14 protein-coding genes and 2 pseudogenes are annotated in these 19,764 nt (G+C 62.2%); 5 read left to right on the top strand and 11 right to left on the bottom strand.

The features are described from left to right. The first annotated feature begins 44 nt into the window (after positions 1-44). Both HER32_RS02885 and HER32_RS02880 read left to right on the top strand, forming a co-directional pair. Entirely contained in the window at positions 45-1,574 is a 1,530-nt protein-coding gene (locus HER32_RS02885; RefSeq protein ID WP_168680385.1) for a TROVE domain-containing protein, read from the top strand. Positions 1,575-1,700: 126 nt separating this feature from the next. After that, entirely contained in the window at positions 1,701-2,534 is an 834-nt protein-coding gene (locus HER32_RS02880) for a TIGR02452 family protein (RefSeq protein ID WP_168680383.1), read from the top strand. Between the two features lie 29 nt (positions 2,535-2,563). Here the strand turns inward: HER32_RS02880 and HER32_RS02875 are convergent. Next, positions 2,564-3,331 (bottom strand): annotated as a pseudogene (locus tag HER32_RS02875) (IS5 family transposase); the annotation flags it as partial. Positions 3,332-4,767: 1,436 nt separating this feature from the next. On the opposite strand from HER32_RS02875, the gene HER32_RS02870 reads away from it, so the two are divergent. Then, positions 4,768-6,171 (top strand): RtcB family protein, encoded by a 1,404-nt coding sequence (locus HER32_RS02870; protein ID WP_168680379.1) that lies wholly within the window; start codon positions 4,768-4,770, stop codon positions 6,169-6,171. Between the two features lie 122 nt (positions 6,172-6,293). Here the strand turns inward: HER32_RS02870 and HER32_RS20180 are convergent. Beyond that, a pseudogene (locus HER32_RS20180) lies at positions 6,294-6,548 on the bottom strand (endonuclease domain-containing protein); the annotation flags it as partial. Between the two features lie 333 nt (positions 6,549-6,881). On the opposite strand from HER32_RS20180, the gene HER32_RS02860 reads away from it, so the two are divergent. Beyond that, positions 6,882-8,318: an RtcB family protein gene (locus HER32_RS02860; RefSeq protein ID WP_149069178.1), complete on the top strand. Its 1,437-nt coding sequence runs from the start codon at positions 6,882-6,884 to the stop codon at positions 8,316-8,318. A gap of 129 nt (positions 8,319-8,447) precedes the next feature. On the opposite strand, the gene HER32_RS02855 is transcribed toward HER32_RS02860, so the two are convergent. From HER32_RS02855 to HER32_RS02835, 5 genes are all read right to left on the bottom strand, one after another. Then, entirely contained in the window at positions 8,448-8,660 is a 213-nt protein-coding gene (locus HER32_RS02855) for a PID-CTERM protein-sorting domain-containing protein (RefSeq protein ID WP_168680377.1), read from the bottom strand. Positions 8,661-8,732: 72 nt separating this feature from the next. Continuing rightward, entirely contained in the window at positions 8,733-13,139 is a 4,407-nt protein-coding gene (locus tag HER32_RS02850) for a DUF4394 domain-containing protein (protein WP_168680375.1), read from the bottom strand. A gap of 431 nt (positions 13,140-13,570) precedes the next feature. Continuing rightward, entirely contained in the window at positions 13,571-13,795 is a 225-nt protein-coding gene (locus HER32_RS02845; RefSeq protein WP_168680373.1) for a hypothetical protein, read from the bottom strand. A 139-nt stretch (positions 13,796-13,934) separates the two neighbouring features. Next, positions 13,935-14,459 (bottom strand): MOSC domain-containing protein, encoded by a 525-nt coding sequence (locus tag HER32_RS02840; protein ID WP_168680370.1) that lies wholly within the window; start codon positions 14,457-14,459, stop codon positions 13,935-13,937. A 440-nt stretch (positions 14,460-14,899) separates the two neighbouring features. Next, positions 14,900-15,601, bottom strand: coding sequence for a VIT1/CCC1 transporter family protein (locus HER32_RS02835; RefSeq protein ID WP_168680368.1), 702 nt, complete (start codon positions 15,599-15,601; stop codon positions 14,900-14,902). 105 nt (positions 15,602-15,706) lie between these two features. On the opposite strand from HER32_RS02835, the gene HER32_RS02830 reads away from it, so the two are divergent. Further along, complete coding sequence (locus tag HER32_RS02830) at positions 15,707-16,363, top strand: Dps family protein (RefSeq protein WP_149069188.1); 657 nt, start codon at positions 15,707-15,709, stop codon at positions 16,361-16,363. Positions 16,364-16,515: 152 nt separating this feature from the next. Here the strand turns inward: HER32_RS02830 and HER32_RS02825 are convergent, their stop codons facing one another. The 4 genes from HER32_RS02825 to HER32_RS02810 are packed head-to-tail and all read right to left on the bottom strand — an operon-like array spanning position 16,516 to position 19,661. After that, positions 16,516-17,088: a DUF6705 family protein gene (locus tag HER32_RS02825; RefSeq protein ID WP_168680366.1), complete on the bottom strand. Its 573-nt coding sequence runs from the start codon at positions 17,086-17,088 to the stop codon at positions 16,516-16,518. Continuing rightward, entirely contained in the window at positions 17,085-17,636 is a 552-nt protein-coding gene (locus HER32_RS02820; RefSeq protein ID WP_168680364.1) for a DUF6705 family protein, read from the bottom strand. The genes HER32_RS02825 and HER32_RS02820 overlap by 4 nt, the downstream gene beginning before the upstream one ends. Beyond that, positions 17,636-18,190, bottom strand: a complete 555-nt coding sequence (locus tag HER32_RS02815) for a DUF6705 family protein (RefSeq protein WP_168680362.1) — start codon at positions 18,188-18,190, stop codon at positions 17,636-17,638. Before HER32_RS02815 ends, HER32_RS02820 begins: the two co-directional genes overlap by 1 nt. A gap of 10 nt (positions 18,191-18,200) precedes the next feature. Beyond that, positions 18,201-19,661, bottom strand: a complete 1,461-nt coding sequence (locus HER32_RS02810; protein WP_168680360.1) for a hypothetical protein — start codon at positions 19,659-19,661, stop codon at positions 18,201-18,203. Between the last annotated feature and the right edge of the window lie 103 nt (positions 19,662-19,764).

Genomic DNA, 19,764 nt, shown 5'->3' with positions numbered 1-19,764 from the left:
ATACTTAATAAACGAACAACGAATAACCAAAACCCACTTCCCTCATGCGTTTCAACTTTAGCTTCCGCAAAACTCAGCCGGCCGCCGTGGTGAACCACGAGGGGGCCGTGGCTTACCAACTCACGCCAGCCCTGGAGCTGTACGCCGCCGTTGCCACGGCTGCCCTCAGCGACCAGTACTACGAAAAAGCCGATACCCGCCTGCAGCGCCTTCGCGAGCTGGTGGCCCGCAACGACCCGCGTTTTGTGGCGCAGCTGGCCGTGTACGCTCGTGAAAAGCTCTACCTGCGCACCGTGCCCCTGGTACTAGCCGTGGAGCTGGCTCAAATTCATCGGGGCGACAACTTGGTGAGCCGCCTGGTAGCCCGCATCGTGCAGCGCGCCGACGAAATCACGGAGCTGCTGGCTTTCTACGCCCTGGCCAACCAGCGCCAGGGTACCAAGCAGCTCAACCGTCTGTCGAAGCAGCTGCAGAAAGGCCTGGCGCTGGCGTTCAACCGCTTCGACGGCTACCAGCTGGCCAAGTACGACCGGGCCGGGCAGGTGCGCCTCCGCGACGCCCTGTTTCTGGTGCACCCTGCCGCCAAAAGCCCCGAGCAGCAACACCTGTTTGACCAGCTGGTGCGCGGGGAGCTGCCCACGCCCTATACCTGGGAAACCGAGCTTTCGGCCCTGGGGCAGGCAAGCTACGCCACGGCGGCGGAACGGCCAGCGGCCTTCCGCCAGAAGTGGGAAGAGCTGATTGGGAGCGGCAAGCTGGGCTACATGGCCTTGCTGCGCAACCTGCGCAACATCCTTGAAGCCGAAGTTTCGGCCGGGGCTATGGCGCAGGTAGTGACTGCCCTCACCGATGCCACGGCGGTGGCGCGTAGCAAGCAGCTGCCGTTCCGCTACCTGGCCGCCTACCGCGAGTTGCTGACCGTGAAGTCGGGGCACGTAGGGGTCTTGCTGGCGGCGCTGGAAACGGCCATTGGCCACTCCATTGCCAACCTGCGCGGCTTCGGCCCCGAAACCCGGGTGGTAGTAGCCTGCGACGTGTCGGGCTCCATGCAGCAGCCGGTGTCGCAGCGCAGCAAAGTGCTGCTCTACGATGTGGGCCTGGTGCTGGGCATGCTGCTGCAAAGCCGCTGCGCCCACGTGGTAACCGGCATGTTCGGCAACACCTGGAAGCGGGTGGCCTTGCCCCAGGGCCAGGTGCTGCGCAACGTGCAGGAGCTCTACCGCCGCGAAGGCGAGGTAGGCTACAGCACCAACGGTCACCTGGTAGTGCAGGACCTGATCCGCCACAACGAGCGGGTGGATAAGGTGATGATCTTCACCGACTGCCAGCTCTGGGACAGCACCGGCAACGAGGCCTCCCTGGCTACGGTGTGGCGGCAGTACCGCCGCACGGTGGCGCCCCAGGCCCGCCTGTACCTCTTCGACCTAGCCGGCCACGGCACAGCCCCGGTGCAGGTACACGAAGCCGACGGGGTGGCGCTCATTGCCGGCTGGTCCGATAAAGTGTTCGACGTGCTCCAGGCCCTGGAAAACGGCGGCACTGCCCTCACCGAAATCCAGCGAATTGAGCTGTAGGGCTATTCTAGGCTGAATTGCTTGTGTGCTTATCGTTACCTCCGATGGTTATGAACTACTAACACTACGCGGCCGGGCGGCGGTCAATCCGGGCCGCCGCCCACAAAATCAACTTTACCTTTCATCATGAACCGCGAACAACGACAGGAAATAGCCCGCCAAACGCTCCACGCGTTAAAGCAGGGAAGCTACCAAACGGCCACTGGTACCCAAGTAGATATTGGCAGCTGGCAACGTACTGCCGAAGCCGAAAGCCGCTTGTATCGGCCAGAGGATGCCGCGGCTTTGTTGGCCCCTAAAGTCATCAATGAAGCTGCTGCCAAGCCGGCAGAAGTGCGGGTATACAATGCCACCACGCTCGCGGCGGCGTCTGATCTTGTCAGCCAGTACCAGCGGGTTGCCTGTCTGAACTTTGCATCGGCCCGGAATCCGGGTGGGGGCTTTTTGGGCGGCAGTCAGGCCCAGGAAGAAAGCTTGGCCCGCTCCACGGGGCTATATCCGTGCATAGCGCAGTTCACCGAAATGTACCAGCACAATGCCCACCTCAACGGCCTGTACAGTGACTACCTTATCTTCTCACCCGGCGTGCCGGTGCTGCTGACGGATGAAGGCGAGTGGCTGGCTGAGCCGTATCAAGTGGACATCATCACCGCGCCGGCGGTGAATGCCGGGGCACTGCGCCGCAACAACCCGGAGCTACTCGACCAGCTGGTGCCCACCATGCAGCGCCGGATTCGGCAGGTGCTGGCAGTGGCTGCCCAAAACGGGTGCGAGGCCCTGGTGCTCGGAGCCTGGGGATGCGGCGTTTTCGGCAACGACCCCGCGCAGATTGCGGAGCTGTTTGCCGAAGCCCTGGCCGAGCCAGCGGTTCGTAACCAGTTCCAGCGCATCGATTTCGCGGTGTTCGACCCGAAACTGCCTTATTCAACCTTGCAGGCTTTTAAACAAGCTCTTACCTGACCAACCTTTTTACTAGAGAGTGTGGACAGTCAGCGCATCCAATCGAGGGCAGCCAGCAGATGCGCCAGGGCCAAAAAGGAGGAAGCGGTTTTCTCGTAGCGGGTAGCGAAACCGCGCGCTTCTTTGAGGCGGCCGAAGAACCGTTCGGCTTTGTTGCGGTCGGCGTACAGGTTGGGGTCGTGGTGGCGCGGGTGTTTGCGCAGGGTTCTGGCCGGAATGACCGGCGTGGCCCCGCACGCGGCCACGGCGGCCAGCACCGCGTTGGTGTCGTACGCCCGGTCGGCCACCACCGCGCCGGGCGCTTGGGGCAGGCAGGCCAGCAGCCCGGGCAGTTGCGTGCAATCGGCTTGCTGGCCGGGCGTGAGCACCAGGCGCAGGCAGTTGCCCAGCGCGTCCACGACGGCGTGCACCTTCGTGGACAAGCCGCCGCGGCTGCGGCCTAGCGCTTCCGTCGCGGCGTCGCTTTTTTTTGCCCGGCCGCTGCTTTGTGCGCCTTGACCGTGGTCGAATCCACCAGCACCCAGGCGTAGTCCGGTTCCTGTACGGCACCGAACAAGGCCTGCCACACGCCCGCTTTGGCCCAGCGGCGGAAGCGCCGCGCTACCGTGTTCCACGGCCCGAACCGCTCGGGCAGGTCGCGCCAACTGCAGCCCGTGCGCACGCGGTACACCACTGCGTTGACGAATTGCCGGTTGTCGCGGCCCGTGCCCCCACTGGTGCCCGGCTGGCCCAACGTGTGTGGTTCGACCAATTTCCATTCTCGCTCGGTTAACTCGTGGCGGCGCAACATGCCGCAAAGCTAGCCCCACTGTCCACACTCTCTAGAATGAAACCCTACTCATAAATTTTTTGGAAACAGTGCCGTAGATCAGCCATGCTTCGCCTAACTGCGATGGAAGATTGAGTTCTTCGCCGTGCTCATACCACGGAGTATTGGTAGGCTGGTCAGATTTATTGCCTGTTTCCTTTCGCCGCGGCCAAGCAGGCGGCCGGGTGCCGTCGGAGGGCGTTTCTTCGTCTGGTTGAGGGCAGTGGACCAAGAGCCACGCCCGGGGTTCGATTCCCTATGAAGCCTTCCAACCCGTTGCCCCTGTCCTTGCTTGCGCCTGCCGCCGATACCTTCGCCGGGTGTCGTGGCCTTCACATACTTCGTGTTATAAGTTCGACTCTTATCGGGCCCACCAGTAGCAAACATCTGGGCCCGTAGCTCAATGGTAGAGCAGATGTGGGGCCTTTTTTACCCCGGCGACTAGTACCACAAAAAACGGATGCCGTAGCGCGGCCTTCCTTCGTACCATAAATAGAGGCCTGTCGCGGGTTCGACTCCCGAAGTAGCGCCTACCCGGCGTTGCGTATACGTGAATTGGTAGGGCAGCCTCGTTAGGCCGGGCGTTTGTTGCTCCGTTTTTAATACCTCGTTGGGTGCCGTAGCTCGGCCTTACTTCGCACTTCTACTGCCCGGGTCGCGGGTTCGAATCCCGCCCGCAGCTTCGGCGGCGGTAGCTCAGTCTGGTAGAGCAGGATATGTAGGCTGGGCGCCCTGTCGCCCCAACGTTTTTTCATCTGTTTACCGGGTGCCGTAGGCGGGCGTTACTTCGTTAAATCTCAAAAGGGTTTCGCAGGTTCGAATCCTGTCATTGTCTCCACCGAGATAATGTGGCTGAGTGGTCTAAAGAGCTGATTCGCCCGCCGCCCTGTTGCCCTGGTAAGCAGCTTTTTCCTGATTGGTGCCGTAGCGCCGCCATACTTCGATTTAGTAAATGGGGTCGGGGGTTCGAGGCCTCCCTGCTTCTTCGAGAGCAGTAACTCAGCTGGTTAGAGCACATAACGGCGGCGCGTGGATAGCCCAATCAGGGGTGGGGCGGGCAAGGTGGCGTCGGGCAGCATTCCTTCGACTGAAAATTTGAGGCTGCTCACCTGTACCCCTTGCCCGAACCTACCAGCCTTCCCGGCCGGATGCCGTAGGCCCGCGTTACTTCGACCTGTCTTGTCGGGTAGTATACCTCTGGTGTGCCCCAATGTGCGCGGGTCGGCCTGTTGCTCCGGCTTTTGCGGGATAGTAACCATTACGCTGAGCTGTGCTCGGCGCGGCAGCCTCGGCTGCTGAGCAAGGCCATCATTATGGCTCTGCATCAGCATTTTGATGCGTGACATGCTATTGCCTGGCTCTGCCAGGTACCGCTCGTCAACGCTTTTCTTTCAACCTCACGCGACTTCGTTCGCACCGACCATTATGGCCAATCAATTACGCGGCAACGACCTTCGCCAGCTCGGATTTCCCGAAGGTCGGGCCATTGGGCTGGCGCTGGCCCAACTGCAGCGCAAACACCTCAAGCGCCTCTCGCATACCGATCAGCTGGCGCTGCTCAACCTCATTCTGCAAACCCCCAGCAACTTTCTCACCGACCTCGACTGGAGTCACACCGCTGCTGCGCTGCTGCCCGCACCCAGCCGCCACATTGCCCTCACCGAGCGCAAGCCCTACGTCACGTTCGGGGCCGAGCACATTGATGCCGGGGCCATCCACCAGATGGAAACGGCCATGAAGCTGCCCGTGACGGTGGCCGGGGCCCTCATGCCCGACGCCCACTTTGGCTATGGCCTGCCCATCGGCGGCGTGCTGGCCACCGACAACGCTGTGATTCCCTACGCCGTGGGCGTGGATATCGGCTGCCGGATGGCTTTGTCCGTCTTCGCCTTGCCTCCCCAGTACCTCGCCCAGCGGGTGCAGGAGCTGCGCAACGTGCTGCTGACTACTACCAAGTTCGGCAACCGGGACGTGTTCCGCCACGGCCAGAAAATGGGCCACGAGGTGCTGGAGCGCGACGAGTTTACTGCCATTCCCTTCCTGCGCAACAAGCACGAGTCGGCCATTGCGCAGATTGGCACCTCGGGTTCCGGCAACCACTTTGTGGAGTTTGGCATCGTCGAAATCACCGACGCGACCAACGAAATGGGCGTGCCGGTGGGCCAGTACCTGGGGCTGCTTTCGCACTCCGGCTCCCGGGGGCTGGGCGCAGCTGTGGCTCAGCACTACACCAACCTGGCCAAGGACGTCTGCAAGTTGCCGGCTGAAGCCCAGCATCTAGCCTGGCTCACGCTCGACTCTGAGGGCGGCCAAGAGTACTGGGCGGCCATGAACCTGGCCGGGGACTACGCCTCCGCCTGTCACCACCAGATTCACCAGCGCGTGGCCCGGGCCTTGGGCGAGCGGCCCCTGGCGAAAGTGGAAAACCACCACAACTTCGCCTGGAAGGAGCGCCTCGCTGATGGCCGGGAGGTGATTTTGCACCGCAAGGGCGCTACCCCGGCTGGCAAAGGCGTGCTGGGCATCATCCCCGGCTCCATGACCGCGCCCGGTTTCATCGTGCGCGGCCGGGGCGTGGCCGATTCGCTCGGCTCTGCCTCCCACGGGGCGGGCCGGCTGATGTCGCGTACCCGAGCTAAAGCCGAGCTGGGCGAAGCCGACGTGCGCCGCCACCTGCAGCAACACGGCGTCGAGCTCATTGGCGGCGGCCTCGACGAAGCCCCGCAGGCCTACAAAGACATCCACACCGTGATGGAAAGCCAGCAGGACCTGGTAGATGTGCTTGGCACCTTCACGCCCAAAATTGTGCGGATGGACGGAGCCGCGTAGGTGGAGGCGCTGCTCAAAAGCAAGAACGACAAACTCCCCTCCTTACCAAAGGAGGGGACGTCGCCGCTTCAGCGGCGGCTGGGGTGGTTGAGCCGTCCGCGCTGTCAGGAGTACTCTGGGGGTTACTCCAGCCTGTTAGACTCCTGAAATGCCTGCCGGATGCTTTGCAGCACCCAAGCCAGCTGCTTAAACACCAACTTATTCTCCACGCGTAGCACGCGGATTCCAACACTGTGCAAATAGGCCGTGCGTATTTCATCACGCCCCTGGCCCACAACATCAAAGTGCCCTTGTCCGTCCAGCTCCACTGCCAGCCGTTCGGCGGGGCAGTAGAAGTCCAGCACATACAAACCTACGCTGTGCTGGCGACGGAACTTACGTCCGTCGAGCTACCCGTTTTGCAGGGCCTTCCAGAGGGTGGCTTCGGCGGGCGTTAGGTTGCTCCGCAGCTCGCGGCGGAGAGGCTTCATTTCCTGGCGGTTGTGACGGAATGTGTTGGGCATGATGGATAAATATATAGTAAGCCAGATGAATATACCGCCGCACGATCTTTCACGCTGGCGGCGCGAACGACGCAACCACCCCAGCGGCAGCAAGCTGCCGCGTCCCCTCCTTCAAAAAGGAGGGGAGTTGGCTTCGCGCAACCAAGCTGCACCGCAACCTGCAGCGGGGGCTTTGCGCTAGAGGAGTTCCACCCTTTGCTCTTCGTTATGGCTAAAGCAACCAACAAGCTCCACGGCAAAGACCTGCGCCAACTGGGCTTCACCGATGATAAACAGATCAGTCTGGCGCTGGATATTCTCGACCAGCGCGAGCTGCGCCGGCTCGATAAAGGCAGCGCCCTGGCCCTGCTGCGCGAAATCAAGGCCGACCCTTTCAAGTACGTGCGCGACCAAACCTGGCGGCCCCTGGCCCAGGAGCTGGTGCCCCAGCCCAGCCGCGACGTGCAGCTCAACCCCAGCATCAAGGACTACCGCCGCTACGGCGACGCCTTCATCGAAGACGGGGCCCGCAAGCAGATGGACACTGCCATGCAGCTGCCCGTCACCATCGACGGAGCCCTGATGCCCGATGCCCACCAGGGCTATGGCTTGCCCATTGGGGGCGTGCTGGCCGTGGATAACGCCGTCATTCCCTACGGGGTAGGCATGGATATCGGCTGCCGCATGGCTTTATCGGTGTTCGAGGTGCCGGCCCGCTACCTGGAGCAGCGCCGCGACGAGCTGAAAAAGCTGCTCCACAACCACACCCGCTTCGGAGGTAAGGAAGTGTTCAAGAACCCCGCCGACGACCCCGTGCTGGAGCGGCCCGAGTTCCGGGAAATCGGGGTGGTGCGGGGCAAGCGCGAAGCGGCCATTAACCAGCTGGGGTCCTCGGGCTCCGGCAACCACTTCGTGGAGTGGGGCGTGGTGGACATTACGGCCGAAGACAACGACCTGAATTTGCCCATAGGTCAGTACCTCGGGCTGCTTTCGCACTCCGGCTCCCGGGGCCTGGGGGCAGCCATTGCCCAGCACTACACCAAAGTGGCCATGAATAAGTGCCCGCTGCCGCCCGAGGCCCGCTACCTGGCCTGGCTGGGCCTCGACACCCAGGAAGGGCAGGAGTACTGGGCCGCTATGAATCTGGCTGGGGACTATGCCTCCGCCTGCCACCACGACATCCACCGCCGCTTGAGCAAGGCCCTGGGGCAGGAAGTATTGGCCAAAGTGGAAAACCACCACAACTTCGCCTGGAAAGAGCAATTGCCTGATGGGCGCGAGGCCATAGTTCACCGCAAGGGGGCTACCCCGGCCGGAGAGGGTGTGCTGGGCGTGATTCCAGGCTCCATGACGGCGCCCGGCTTTATTGTGCGCGGCCGTGGGGAGCGGGACTCCATTCAGTCGGCTTCGCACGGGGCGGGGCGGCGCCTTTCCCGCACCCAGGCCAAACTGCAGGTAAGCGAAGGCGAGCTGCGCCGCCTGTTGCGCGACCAGGGCGTGGAGCTGATCGGCGGGGGCCTCGATGAAGCCCCCATGGCCTACAAAGACATTCACCAGGTGATGGCGCACCAGCGCGACTTGGTAGACGTGCTCGGCTCTTTCCAGCCTAAAATCGTGCGCATGGACGCCGGCGGTGCGGGCAAAAGCAAGTACGGGGGCGAGTAGGCAATGAAGGAGTTTAACCCCGGATAAGATCAGGGCGAATCAGTTCCCCGTTATCGGATGAAAAAGAACGAGACCCGGATGCATGCATCCGGGCCTCGTTCTTTTAAAAGCGGTATACGAGCAGGTTGCTCAGGCTTTCTGCCGACGTCGCAGCTGGCGGAGGCCCAGGCCTACGCCGGCGGCCAGCAGCAGCGAAGCACCCCCGTCAATGGGCACGGCGGTCGGCGCGTCGGGTTCCGGACCGCCTTCCGGGGGCTCACCCTGGGCAAAAGCCAGACTCGTGATACAGAGCAGCGCCGCCGTTAGGCTACCAGCGCGAAACAAGTGAGAAAAGCGTTTCATCAACAACAGAAGTTTTAGCCAGAAAAAGGAAAACGAAAGGGCCAGAACCACTGCCCTGGCCCTTTCGACATGCTATTGCACCACCAGACGCTTGGCAATCAGGCCCTGGGCAGTGCGCAGCTGCACGGTGTACACGCCGGGGGTGAGGCCTTGCAGGCTCAGGCTGCGCTGGTTGCCGGTCAGAGCCTGCCGCCGCACCGTCTGGCCCAGGCTGTTCACCACCAGAGCTTCCAACGACTGTTGCCGCAGGCTGGCGGGCAGTAGCACGCTCACGGCGTCGCGGGCGGGGTTGGGGTAGAGGGCTACCTGCTCGCGCAGGGCAGCCGGGGCCGTAGCCAGCACGCTGCCGGCGCTGAGCACCAGCGTAAAGCGCGGGGCCTGGAGGCCGTCGGCGGTGGTGCTGAACGCGTAGCGGGGCTGGGCACTCAGGTCGGTGAGCTGGCCGGTCTGGGCGTCGCGCAGGTAGGCTTTCACGCCGGCCGGCAGGTTCAGCAGCTGAGCGGCGTGCAGGGTGTAGGTGCCCGCCCGGGGCACGCGTACCGTCAGGGCCAGCTCCGTGGTCGTGGCCGCATCCAGGGAAGGCAGGCCGCTGATGCTCATTTCCTCGGTGCCAGCCAGCAAAGCCAGGGATAGGCCCGAGCGTACGGGGAACTTCACGGCGTCAAACTTGGCGTCGAAGCCGGCAGTAGCGCCTTGCTCCCAGTAGGCGTAGGCGGCATCGGCCTGGTTCTGGCCCAGCAGCTCCAGCTGCACCAGGGGGCGCTGCTCGGCGGTGCCGCGCTGGAAGGCGGGGCTGGCGTAGGAAGTCAGACGGGCATCGTTGCTGAAGGTGAGGGAGCCGGTAGTGCCGGGGGTAGTCACCCGCACAAAGAAGCCCTGGCCCACGGCAATGTTCTGCCCCCCGAAGGGTACCCCATTCACGAAGGAGCTATACGTGCCGCTGTACTGACCCGAGGAGGCAAAAATGTACACGGCCCCATCCAGGCCCGCCGCCCCACTCTGGTACAAAGCCGACCAGTCGATGGGGGAAGGGTAGGGGTTGCCGAGCAGGTGCCAGCCGGAGCTGCCCACGTCGGTGGTGGAGCGGGTGAGGCCGGTTTGGGCAAGGGTGCCGTTGTTGAGCGTACCCACGAAGTCTACCTGGGCCGTACCGGGCAGGTTTACGCTGTAGCCGCGGCCGGGCTCCAGGGTGCTGCCCAGACTGGCCGGCGAAAGCCAGCCCTTGCTGAACGGGGCCAGCGCCGTAGCCGGGCTGCTGGCGAGGCGGCTTTCGTCGTAGGCAAACACCGTGGGGTAGGGCTGCACGCTGCCGGGCGTGAGCGAGGAATTGTAGCCGGGGTTTACCACGGGCACGAAACCACTGGTCGCCAGATCGGCCACCGTGGTGCCGGTTACCGGCGAGGCGTAGTGGCGGTAGCCCAGGCCGTTGTTGCTCGACGTGATAGTGCGCTGCACGGTGGCCGCGCCGCTCACCGCGCCGCCGCTGTTCACCACGTGGGCCGTGCCCGCGTCGTTGGAGAGCAGGGTGAGGTTGCCGTTGGACGTCAGGTTGCCGTTGAGCTGCAGCACGCGCTGCACCTGCACCGGTCCGCCCGCCAGCACCCCGGCCGGCCCGGCCGTCAGGTTCTGGAACTTAGTGAGGGAGCCGCTGATGGTTTGGGCTGCGGCCCCGCTGAAGCGCACTTCGCCGGTGCCGGCCCCATCGGTGCTGCCGCCGTTGTTGGTGAAGGAGCCATTCACCGTCAGCACGCCGCCGTTGGCCGTGAAGAGGGAAGCCCCGCTGCCCAGGGTCACGTTAGCCGCCTGCTGGGCATTGCTGACCACGGGGTCATTCGCCACGTTGGGAATGACGACGTTGCTGGTGGCCATGGGCACCTGCGCCGGGCTCCAGTTGCCGGCTACGCCCCAGTCAGAGCCGAGGGCCCCGGTCCAGGTCAGGTCGCCAGACAGCACCGGAGCCGCTTCCAGAAAGGCGGCCAGGCCCGTGAGGTTGGAGCCCGCCCCGATGCGACCCACCAGGGAGGCGGCCCCGCTGGCCAGATTCACGGTGTACAGGTTGTCCGTTGTGGCGCTGGCGGGCGTGGCCACCAGGTAAGCCGTATTCACGGGCGTGGCCGGGGAGGTCAGATCCGCGAAAATGTCGAAGTCAACGCCCCCGCTCACCGTAATGCCGGATGCCCCCAGCACCGTATTAGTCCCATCGTTGGGAGAAGTAACGTCGATGAGCTGGTTGGTGCCGGGCTCGTAGGCGTAGAGCTTGGTGCCGGTAGCCGTGTTGTTGTCGTTGTTGGTGTAGGCGGCCGCGTTCAGGCTGCGGCCGGTGGTGCCATCCGTGGTCACGGCGTCGGTACCCAGGGCCGGGTTCAGGCGGAAGTTAGCGCCCCCGGCGCCGGTTACCCGAATCCGGTCCGGCACGGGGTTGAAGTCGAAGCCGATGCCGGCTCCGCTGCTGCCCAGGGCCAGGGCGTTTACGCCGCCCACGGCCGTGAGGGCGCCAGTGGTGGTGTTGAGGGTGTAGAGCTGGCCCTGCTGGGTGGTGGCATTATAGCCCAGGGCGTAGAGCACCCCGGTAGCGGGACGGAAATCCACCCCGGCCAGGGCCTGGCCGGCGCCCAGCCCCGTGATGTTCACGGCCGTGCGAATGACCCCGGGGTTGCCCGAGTCAAACGAGACAAGGTTGCCGCCGGCTACGCCGTAGAGCAGGCGGCCGGTGAGGGCCGCCGAGGCATCGGCCCCGTTCAGGAAGGCCGCTACGTCGCGCACGGCAATGCCCCCGCCAATCACGCCCAGGCTGCTGGTGGTAGCCCCCGGCAGGTTCACCGCGTACAGGGTGCTGAACGCAGCCGGGCTGCCGCTGCCTCCATCCGACACGGCATAGGCCCGGTTTACCTGGGCCGCCGCGTCGAAGTACACGTCCAGGTCGATGTTGGTGCTGCTAGCCCCGGCAAACAGCGCATTAGTATTCACGGCCGTTAGCGTGCCCGCGTTGGGGTTGCTTTGCAGGAAAAGCTGGTTGCGGACCCCGTCGATGTCGTAGAGCTCGGTGCTGGTGGAGCCGGGGTAGGAGTTGGTGTAGGCCACCGCGCCGATGGTGGGCGTCCCCGGGGTACCGTCTCCGAAGTTCAGGCTGCCGTCGGCAATGACCAGGGCGCCATTGTTGGGGTTCAGTCGGTAGTTGGTCGCGTTCAGGCCCGTCACCCGGATGCGGTCCACGGTGGGGTTGAAGTCAAACCCAATGCCGTTTACTTCGGCCGCCGAGCTGCCCAGCTCCAGCCGGATGGCGGTGCCCACCGCCGTAGCCACGCCCGTGGCGCGGTCGATGTTGTACACCTGGGCGTTGGAGCCCGCCGAAGCGGCGTCGTAGCCCAGTCCGAACAGCTGCCCGGTGTTGGGGCGGAAGTCAGTGCCTACCAGCGTCTGACCGGCCGCAATACCCGTGATGGGCGTGGCCGTGTTGATAAACTCCGGCGTACCGGAATAAAAGGATAGTAGGTTGTTGGTGGTGCTTACGGCGTACAGCAGCTGCCCGCTGGGGGCCGGCGTGGTGCGGTCAATCAGCACGGCAATGTCGGTGAGCTGGTCGCTGGTGCCGCCCACGAGGGCCGGAGCCGATACCGCGCCGTTGTCCAGGTTCAGCTGGTAGAGGGTAGAGCGGTCCGGACCGAGGCCGGGGTTGGCCGTGGCCAGCAGATACGCCACGTTGGTGCGGGTACCGTGGTCAAAGTACACGTCGGCATCCACCGCCGAGGCACTGGTGGGGGTAGGCAGGGTGCCCACCGTGTTGAGGGTGCCGGCATTGGGCGGGCTTTGGATAAGCAGGCGGCCGGCCAGCTCGTCGAGCACATACAGGGTAGTAGCCGTGCTGCCGATAAAAGAGTTGGTGTAGGCCGCCGTGCCTACCCCGGGGTTCTGGCCCGCGTTGGCATCGGCGGGGGCATAGGCCAGGGGGCCATCGGGCTGCACGCCCGCCAGGGCGGCGTTGCCATCCACGATGGCGCCGGTGGTGGGGTGCAGGCGGTAGTTGGCGTCGTTGGTGCTCACTATCCGGATGCGGTCCACGGTGGGGTTGAAGTCGAAGCCGATGCGCTCGGTGCTGCCGCCCAGCTCCAGGCGGCTGGCGCTGCCCACGGCCGTAGCGGTTCCGGTGCTGCGGCTAAGCACGTAGAGCTGGGCGTTGAGGCCGGCCGTGGCCGCATCGTAGCCCAAGGCATACAGCTCCCCGGTGGCGGGCCGGAAGTCGAGGCCCACCAGCTGCTGGCCGCTGGCCACACCCGCAATGGCAGTGGAGGTAAGCGAGGCGGGCGTGGCAGCCGCGAAGCTCACCAGGCGGGAGTTGTCGGGGCCGGCCAGGCCGTAGATGGTTTGGGCCGAGGCCACGCCGGCCGAAGCCAGCAGCAGCCCCGCGCTCAGCGCCAGGCGGCGGAAGGTGGGGGAGGTTCCCGGAAGGCGCAGCCGTGGCGGGAGTAGGGGTGTTGGCATACTCAACAACGATAAAAGGTGGAAACGACACGCCGCTGATGCCGCCATGCGTGGGTTGCAGTAGCCAACGCACGACGGCCTGAGCGTGAAAATTCCTACGCACCTGGTTGAGCTACCGGATTTCGAAGTTGGATTAAAAGCGAGTTAAAAATAATTAATCCGAGGTGGCAAGGGCGGCCCGCGCACGTCCCGCTCTACTTGCGAAACCATCATTTTGCTTAGCACAAGCAGCGGCCCAGCTCTGTTTGGCTGAGGCCAAACTAGGCCCGCAGGCGGGGCAGCAGCGCGGTAGTAGCCATAGGCAGGAGCAGTTGCTTTACGATTTCAGATAAGATAAAAAAGCTAAAGTAAATGGCCTGGCGTTTTGCTTTGCCTTTTTTGAAGCTCTTGAAAACGTACAGCAAGCCGGCCGCTCGACCAAGGGCGCGGCCTTAGTGAAGAAATCGTCCGCCAAATGCGGCCTTTACCAGCCGCAGGACTTCGCTGGTCTGGGTATGGTTGAGGGCCAGACTGGTAATGGCGCTGATGAAGCCGCCGATAATCCAGTTTTGCCAGTCCTTCTTGGTGAGGCCCTCGGCTTTCACGGCCACTTCGCCCGTCAGGTTAATCAACTTCAGGCGGGCGGCTTCGGGCAGGGCGGCGAAGCTTTGCTGCAATTGGCGCAACTGGCCCTGTACTTCGGCCAGTTCGTGACACTAACGCCGATACAACAGGTGAATACGATCAAATCCAACCTAGTAAGATAATAACGATGGGTTTCAGGACGCCGGTTACTTATAAGTTACTTATGAGTAACTATTCGCCTGCTCCCACTACCCGCACCGCGTCGCCCACGCGCAGGGTGCCACCCTGCACGATACGGGCCGTGAGGCCCCCGTGCCCGCGCATGGCGTTGTAGCCCCCGGGGCCCAACTCTTCCTCCATGCGGGAGCAGGGGTGGCACTCACCGGTAATTTCCAGCACCACTTCCGCGCCCAGCTGGATTCGGCGGTTTTTCAGGGCCAGCAGATTCAGCCCGCTCACCACCAGGTTGCGGCGCAGGCGGCCGGGGGCCACGGCCTCGGGCAGGCCCAGGTAGCCGGCCACGGCGGCCAGGTGCTCGTGCTGGATAAGCGTAATCTGCCGCTTGCCCCCGGGCTTGGGCCGGGCGTGGTCGCCCACGAGGTAGTGGTCGGTTTCCACGGTGGCCTCGGCCACGCTCAACAAGGGCTCCCGCCGGGCCGGGCGCAGGCCAATCCACTCCACGCGGCCGGTTTGGGGCAGGGTCGCCAGCAGCTGGGCAATTTTCGATTTATCGTCGCCGAAGAAAGGGAAAGCCATGTGGTTAATGTGCTAATGTGATTTGAATGTGCTGATGTAGGTTGAATGTGGAAAATGTGGGTCGCTTCGCTAATGTGCTGATGTGCTAATGTGATAAATGTGAGGCGCTAATGGGTTAGAAGCTAGAAAACTCCCCTCCTTTTTGAAGGAGGGGTGGCCGGAGGCCGGGGTGGTTGAGCTAGAATTAGAAAGCCAGCGTTAGTTGGTCGTCTATACAGGTGCTTAGCGCGGGCTGTTTAGTAGCTCCAGCTGTCGTTCTGAAGGCGGAACCACCCCGGCCTGCGGCCACCCCTCCTTCAAAAAGGAGGGGAGCTAATTTTTTAGCTTCTAGCCTTAGCCGTCCCCCACATCGATTCATCAACACCTTAGCACATTTCTCACATTCTCCACCTTAGCCCATTAATCACATTAGCGAAGCGCCCCCACATTAGCGAAGCCCATCAGCCGCTTATCCAGCGGGCGACGAGGAAGGCGGCGCCGGCGGCCAGGGCCCCGATGCCGGCCATGCGCAGGGCCCCTAGTACGGGCGGCTGGCCGGTGAGGCGGCTTTTCAGGTAGCCAAATACCAGCAGGCAGAGCAGCGTAATCACCGCCGACCAGAGCAGCCCTTCCCGGGGCGTGACCGTGAAAAAATAGGCCGTGAGGGGCACCAGTCCGCCCAGGGCGTAGGCCAGCCCAATGGTGAGGGCACTTTTGCGGGCCTGCTGGGGGTCGGGCTTTTCCAGGCCCAGCTCATACTTCATCATGAAGCGCACCCACTGGTCGGGGTCAGCGGTGAGTTCTGCTACGGCCTGGGCGCGGGTGGCGGGGGAGAGGCCCATTTCGGCCAGCAGCTCGTCTACCTCGGCGCGCTCCACGTGGGGCACTTCGGCTACTTCGCGGTACTCGCGGGCTAGCTCGGCCTGGTAGTGCTCTACCTCGGTGCGCCCGGCCAGGTAGCCGCCCAGACCCATGGCGATGGAGCCCGCCACAATTTCGGCCAGCCCCGCCGTAATGACCAAGCCCGACGAATCCACCGCTCCACTCAGGCCCGCGGCCAGGGCAAAGGGCACCGTGAGCCCGTCGGAGAGGCCAATGACGATATCCTGGAGCATGGCCGAGCTGGTGAGGTGCTCCTCGGGGTGCGGGTGCTGGTGCTTCATGGCCGGAAAGTAAGCAGATTCGCTCAACCTCCCCGGAAAGCTTGCGTAAGAAAAGCTCGGCCGCCGCGTATCGTACCCGGCGCCTCTCATTCCCCGAACCCCATCATGGCAACCAAAACCACTGCTCCCAAAAAGCCCGCCGCCCAACAGAAAGCAGCTGCGGCTTCCTCGTCCGCCAATGGCCAGGCCGCTGCCCCCAGCGTGCAGCCCATCCTCAACCAGCAGTTCAACGCCCCCGCGCCCCTGCAGAAGTACGGCACCGTGTCGCAGCGCCTGCCCATCGGCCTCGACGCCAAAACCCGCCAGGAAAGCGTAGATATGCTCAACCAGCTGCTGGCCGATACGTGCTCCATCCGCGACATGTACAAAAAGCACCACTGGCAGGTAGTGGGCCCCACCTTCTACCAGCTGCACCTGCTCTACGACAAGCACTACGAGGAGCAGGATGCCCTGATTGACATGATTGCCGAGCGGATTCAGATCCTGGGCGGCGTGGCCGTAGCCATGGCTGCCGACGTAGCCGAGCTGACTACCATTCCGCGCCCCCCCAAAGACCGCGAAGAAGCTCCCGTGCAGGTATCGCGCCTGTTGGAGGCCCACCAGATCATCCTCAAGAACTGCCACGACTACGCCAAAAAAGCCGACGACGCCGGCGACGACGGTACCAACGACCTGGTGGTAAGCAATGTGCTGCGCACCAACGAGCTGCAGGTGTGGTTCGTGTCGGAGCACGTGGTGGATACCCCGCTGGCCCGCTCGTAGGCCCCGGTAGCCCCGTCAGTAACGAACGCAGCCCGGCCATCTGGTCGGGCTGCTTTTTTGTCATTCCGAGCGTAGCGCGGAATCTGGGGTAGCTGGTATAGCTATTCAGGACCTGTCCCAGATTCCGCGCTGCGCTCGGAATGGACGAAAGGCTAGGGTACGCGGGTAAGGGTCATGGTGGTAGGGATGGTGAAGCCGGCGGCCGGGGTCGGGGTGTTGGGCAGGGCCAGCATACCGCCTTCCAACTCACGAAGTGTAAACTGCAGCTTATTCGGGGTGGTTGGATTAATTGTTAGTTGGGCTCTACCTGGTTTATTTTTTGTCAGATCCGTGAAGCCCATATCTATACTCCAATCCTCGTGGAGGCGCCCAAGCAGAGTGTGCCCATAGCGTAAGGCTAAGCTATTAGTGGTCGAATTTTCAATGATAACACCACTGCGGGTGTACCAGTGGCGGCCAATTACTACATGCATGGAGGTGCCGTTGGGCAGCTGATAAAATCGGTTCCGGGTGAAAGTGACACGGAAGACATCAGTGCCGGAGCGCCATTCCCACGTACCCAGGAACTGCTCGGCGGGCAGCACCGGGGCGGGCGGCTCATCCCTGGGTAGCAGCTTGGTGATGACGGTTCCTGCGGCTTGGCGGGGTTTCGCGCCCGGTTGCGCATAGGCCTGGGCATAAGCACTCAGCAGGTATAGTATGAATGTAACCAGGCCGCGCATCATAGCACGCGGGTGAGCGTCATGGTCGTGGGCACGGTAAAACCGGCGGCGGGCATAGGAGCGTTGCCGGTTACGGCGCCTTCCTTTGGCTCTAAAACCCAGGACATTTTGTTGGGCGTTGTGGGCATGACGGAAATCGTTAGCCAGCCAGACTTGTTTTTCGTCAGGTCAGTAAAAATACCGGAGAGAATATTACCTGCCACCGGTTTGGCAAGCACCGTCATCTTCTTGTTGAGCGAAGTTTCTTTAAGGATTCTATTACGAGTATAAGAATGTTGCCCAACAATTGCCGGAACAGATTTGCCATTGGGTAATAGCAAATTAAGGTTACGGCTTAGTTGTAGCCGGAAAACGGTGGTGCCGGAGCGCCATTCCCACGTGCTTAGAAATTTTTCGGCCGGCAGCACCGGGGAGGGCAGCTTATCTCCCTCCTCGTGTAGGGGCTTGGTAATGACGGTTCCCGCAGGCGGGCGGGGTTTTGCGCCCTGCTGCGCATGACCTTGTGAGTAAGACCCCAGCAGGCACAGGCCAAGTACAGCCAGGTAGCGCATTAGGGTACGCGGGTGAGCGTCATGGTGCTGGGTACGGTGAAGCCCACGGTTGGGATAGGGGCCGTGCCGGTTACGGCGCCTTCTTTCTGCTTTAATGCAAAGGTCATTTTATTGGGCGCAGTAGGAAGGATAGTAAGAGTTACCCAGCCCCAGGTTTTCTTAGTCAATTCCTTATAAGTGCCAGAAAGGATGTTACCCGTTGTTGGCTTAGCCAGCACAGTCATCTCTTTATTCAATGAGGTTTCTACCAGTATGCCGTTGCGGGTATAGCTATGTTGTCCAACGATAGTCGGCAGGGTTTTGCCGTTGGGCAGTAGAAAATACGGGTCACGGCTTAGTTGCAGCCGGAAAACGGTGGTGCCGGAGCGCCATTCCCATATACCCAGGAATTTCTCAGCCGGCAGTGCCGGGGCGGGCGGTTCACCTCCCTCCTCGGGCAGGGGCTTTGTGATGACGGTTCCCGCGGGCTGGCTGGGTTTTCCAACCTGCTGCGCATGACCTTGAACCACTATAAGCAAACACAGAAGGTAGAAGAAGAAAAAGCGCTGAAGCATATGTGTAAGATTAAGGACACGGAACAGAGAGTACACTATTATTACTATCTAAAGCAAGTTGCGACCAATTATTAGAGTTTCGGTCCTGCTTGAACACTACCAAGCCAGCTTTCTCACCTCTGAGCATGGATAGGGCTGCCTTTTCGCGAGTTGCTGTTGTTGTGCTTGTGCTAGCAATGCCGTTTACAGTATCTTGATAGTAAACATATTCTAACATTCGCACTTTATCGTCATTCTCCAACCAAGCCTTCCCAAATTCTTTGAACTGTTGTAGGTCTTGAATTCGGATAGCATAATCCAATCCATTTGCACCGAAGATAGTAATAGTGAAAGCGGCTGGGTCTTTCACCCGGTTATTGATAATATCATCGTAGAGGCTCTGCAAATCGGTACCTGAGAAGAATAGTAGCCCTCCTGGAGGATGTGTATGCATTGTTCCTTCCATATTGTTGTTATGACTCAGGTATAGAGAAATTTCATTAGAATTCTGCACCCCATACACGTAGGAGGAAGCATCACTACTGTTGCTGTATGTATAGCCATGTTCGAGGGGATTAGCTGCTTTCGCTATCAGCGTAGCTTCGGCTTGTTGAAAGGGCGTTTGCTGGCTTAGGGTCTTCATTCCCTGGCAAGGCGTGTTTACAGGGGCAGTTGGGGTGGTGGGCTCGGTGGGAGTGCCAGGGTCGCCGGGGGTGCCGGGGTCATAGGGCGGGTCGGGGGAGCAGGCGGTCTGGCTGTTGGAGTTCGTCAACGTCCAGGTAATGTTGGAACATCCCACCCCATCCTCCGGTGGCGACTGGCAGTAGCCGAGCCCGGCGGTGGCGGCCCCGTACACCAGCACCGTCGATTCGCTGATGCAGTACCCGGTCCAGTCGCAGTAGACCATCGTGTAGCAGGAGGCCGTCTGGGCGGCCGTGGCCTGGCCCGTCGGGGCAGCCCGCCCGGCCAGGGCCTGCCGACGTCCCTGGCGGTAAACGACCGGAAACTCGCCGCCCGTGGCCAGGTTGCGCACCCGCAGTATCCCGGTGAAGGTGGCAAAAAAGGCGCTGGGGCTGGCCGTAGCGGGGGTATTGGCGTGCTCATCGAAGAGAAAAGTAGCTTCGTTGAACTCTAGCACGCCGCCTACCTGCCGGATCAGCAGGTACTTCCGCACGCCCACCCACTGCACGGCGGGCTGAGCCAGGGGCACGTACCAACTGGTAGGCTGGCCCTGGCTGGAACGGTACGAGGTCTGCGCCCACTGCGGCTCCCAGGAGAGCCGGGCGCTGTCGGGTAGCGTAACGGTCAGCTGTTGGGCGTAGGGGCCAGCCACAAAGGCCTGCCGGAGGTGTTCCAGCTCGGGACTCAGGCGCTGGAGCCGGGTTTGGGTGGTGCGCAGGTCAGGCAGGGCAGGGTCGTTTTGCTTGGTACACGCACTCAGCAGCGCTACCAGCAGGAGAAGATACCGGAACAACGTATAGCTGTTTTGCATAAGCAGCAGGAAATAAGGAACCGCCTACCTGGGGCGGTCAGTAATAAATGGTGGCTAAAGAAAAGGATGATTTATCGGAGAATAAGTATACAGTATTTGTTTA

Source organism: Hymenobacter sp. BT18 (assembly GCF_012273015.1).
Taxonomy (GTDB): Bacteria; Bacteroidota; Bacteroidia; order Cytophagales; family Hymenobacteraceae; genus Hymenobacter; species Hymenobacter lutimineralis.
This window is presented reverse-complemented; position numbering and strand designations above follow the sequence as displayed.

Excerpts from the sequence above, each read along its gene's own strand:
- HER32_RS02885 (WP_168680385.1), top strand. The coding sequence starts at position 45 with ATGCGTTTCAACTTTAGCTTCCGCAAAACTCAGCCGGCCGCCGTGGTG.
- HER32_RS02880 (WP_168680383.1), top strand. The coding sequence starts at position 1,701 with ATGAACCGCGAACAACGACAGGAAATAGCCCGCCAAACGCTCCACGCG.
- HER32_RS02870 (WP_168680379.1), top strand. The coding sequence starts at position 4,768 with ATGGCCAATCAATTACGCGGCAACGACCTTCGCCAGCTCGGATTTCCC.
- HER32_RS02860 (WP_149069178.1), top strand. The coding sequence starts at position 6,882 with ATGGCTAAAGCAACCAACAAGCTCCACGGCAAAGACCTGCGCCAACTG.
- HER32_RS02855 (WP_168680377.1), bottom strand. The coding sequence starts at position 8,660 with ATGAAACGCTTTTCTCACTTGTTTCGCGCTGGTAGCCTAACGGCGGCG.
- HER32_RS02850 (WP_168680375.1), bottom strand. The coding sequence starts at position 13,139 with ATGCCAACACCCCTACTCCCGCCACGGCTGCGCCTTCCGGGAACCTCC.
- HER32_RS02840 (WP_168680370.1), bottom strand. The coding sequence starts at position 14,459 with ATGGCTTTCCCTTTCTTCGGCGACGATAAATCGAAAATTGCCCAGCTG.
- HER32_RS02835 (WP_168680368.1), bottom strand. The coding sequence starts at position 15,601 with ATGAAGCACCAGCACCCGCACCCCGAGGAGCACCTCACCAGCTCGGCC.
- HER32_RS02830 (WP_149069188.1), top strand. The coding sequence starts at position 15,707 with ATGGCAACCAAAACCACTGCTCCCAAAAAGCCCGCCGCCCAACAGAAA.
- HER32_RS02825 (WP_168680366.1), bottom strand. The coding sequence starts at position 17,088 with ATGATGCGCGGCCTGGTTACATTCATACTATACCTGCTGAGTGCTTAT.
- HER32_RS02820 (WP_168680364.1), bottom strand. The coding sequence starts at position 17,636 with ATGCGCTACCTGGCTGTACTTGGCCTGTGCCTGCTGGGGTCTTACTCA.
- HER32_RS02815 (WP_168680362.1), bottom strand. The coding sequence starts at position 18,190 with ATGCTTCAGCGCTTTTTCTTCTTCTACCTTCTGTGTTTGCTTATAGTG.
- HER32_RS02810 (WP_168680360.1), bottom strand. The coding sequence starts at position 19,661 with ATGCAAAACAGCTATACGTTGTTCCGGTATCTTCTCCTGCTGGTAGCG.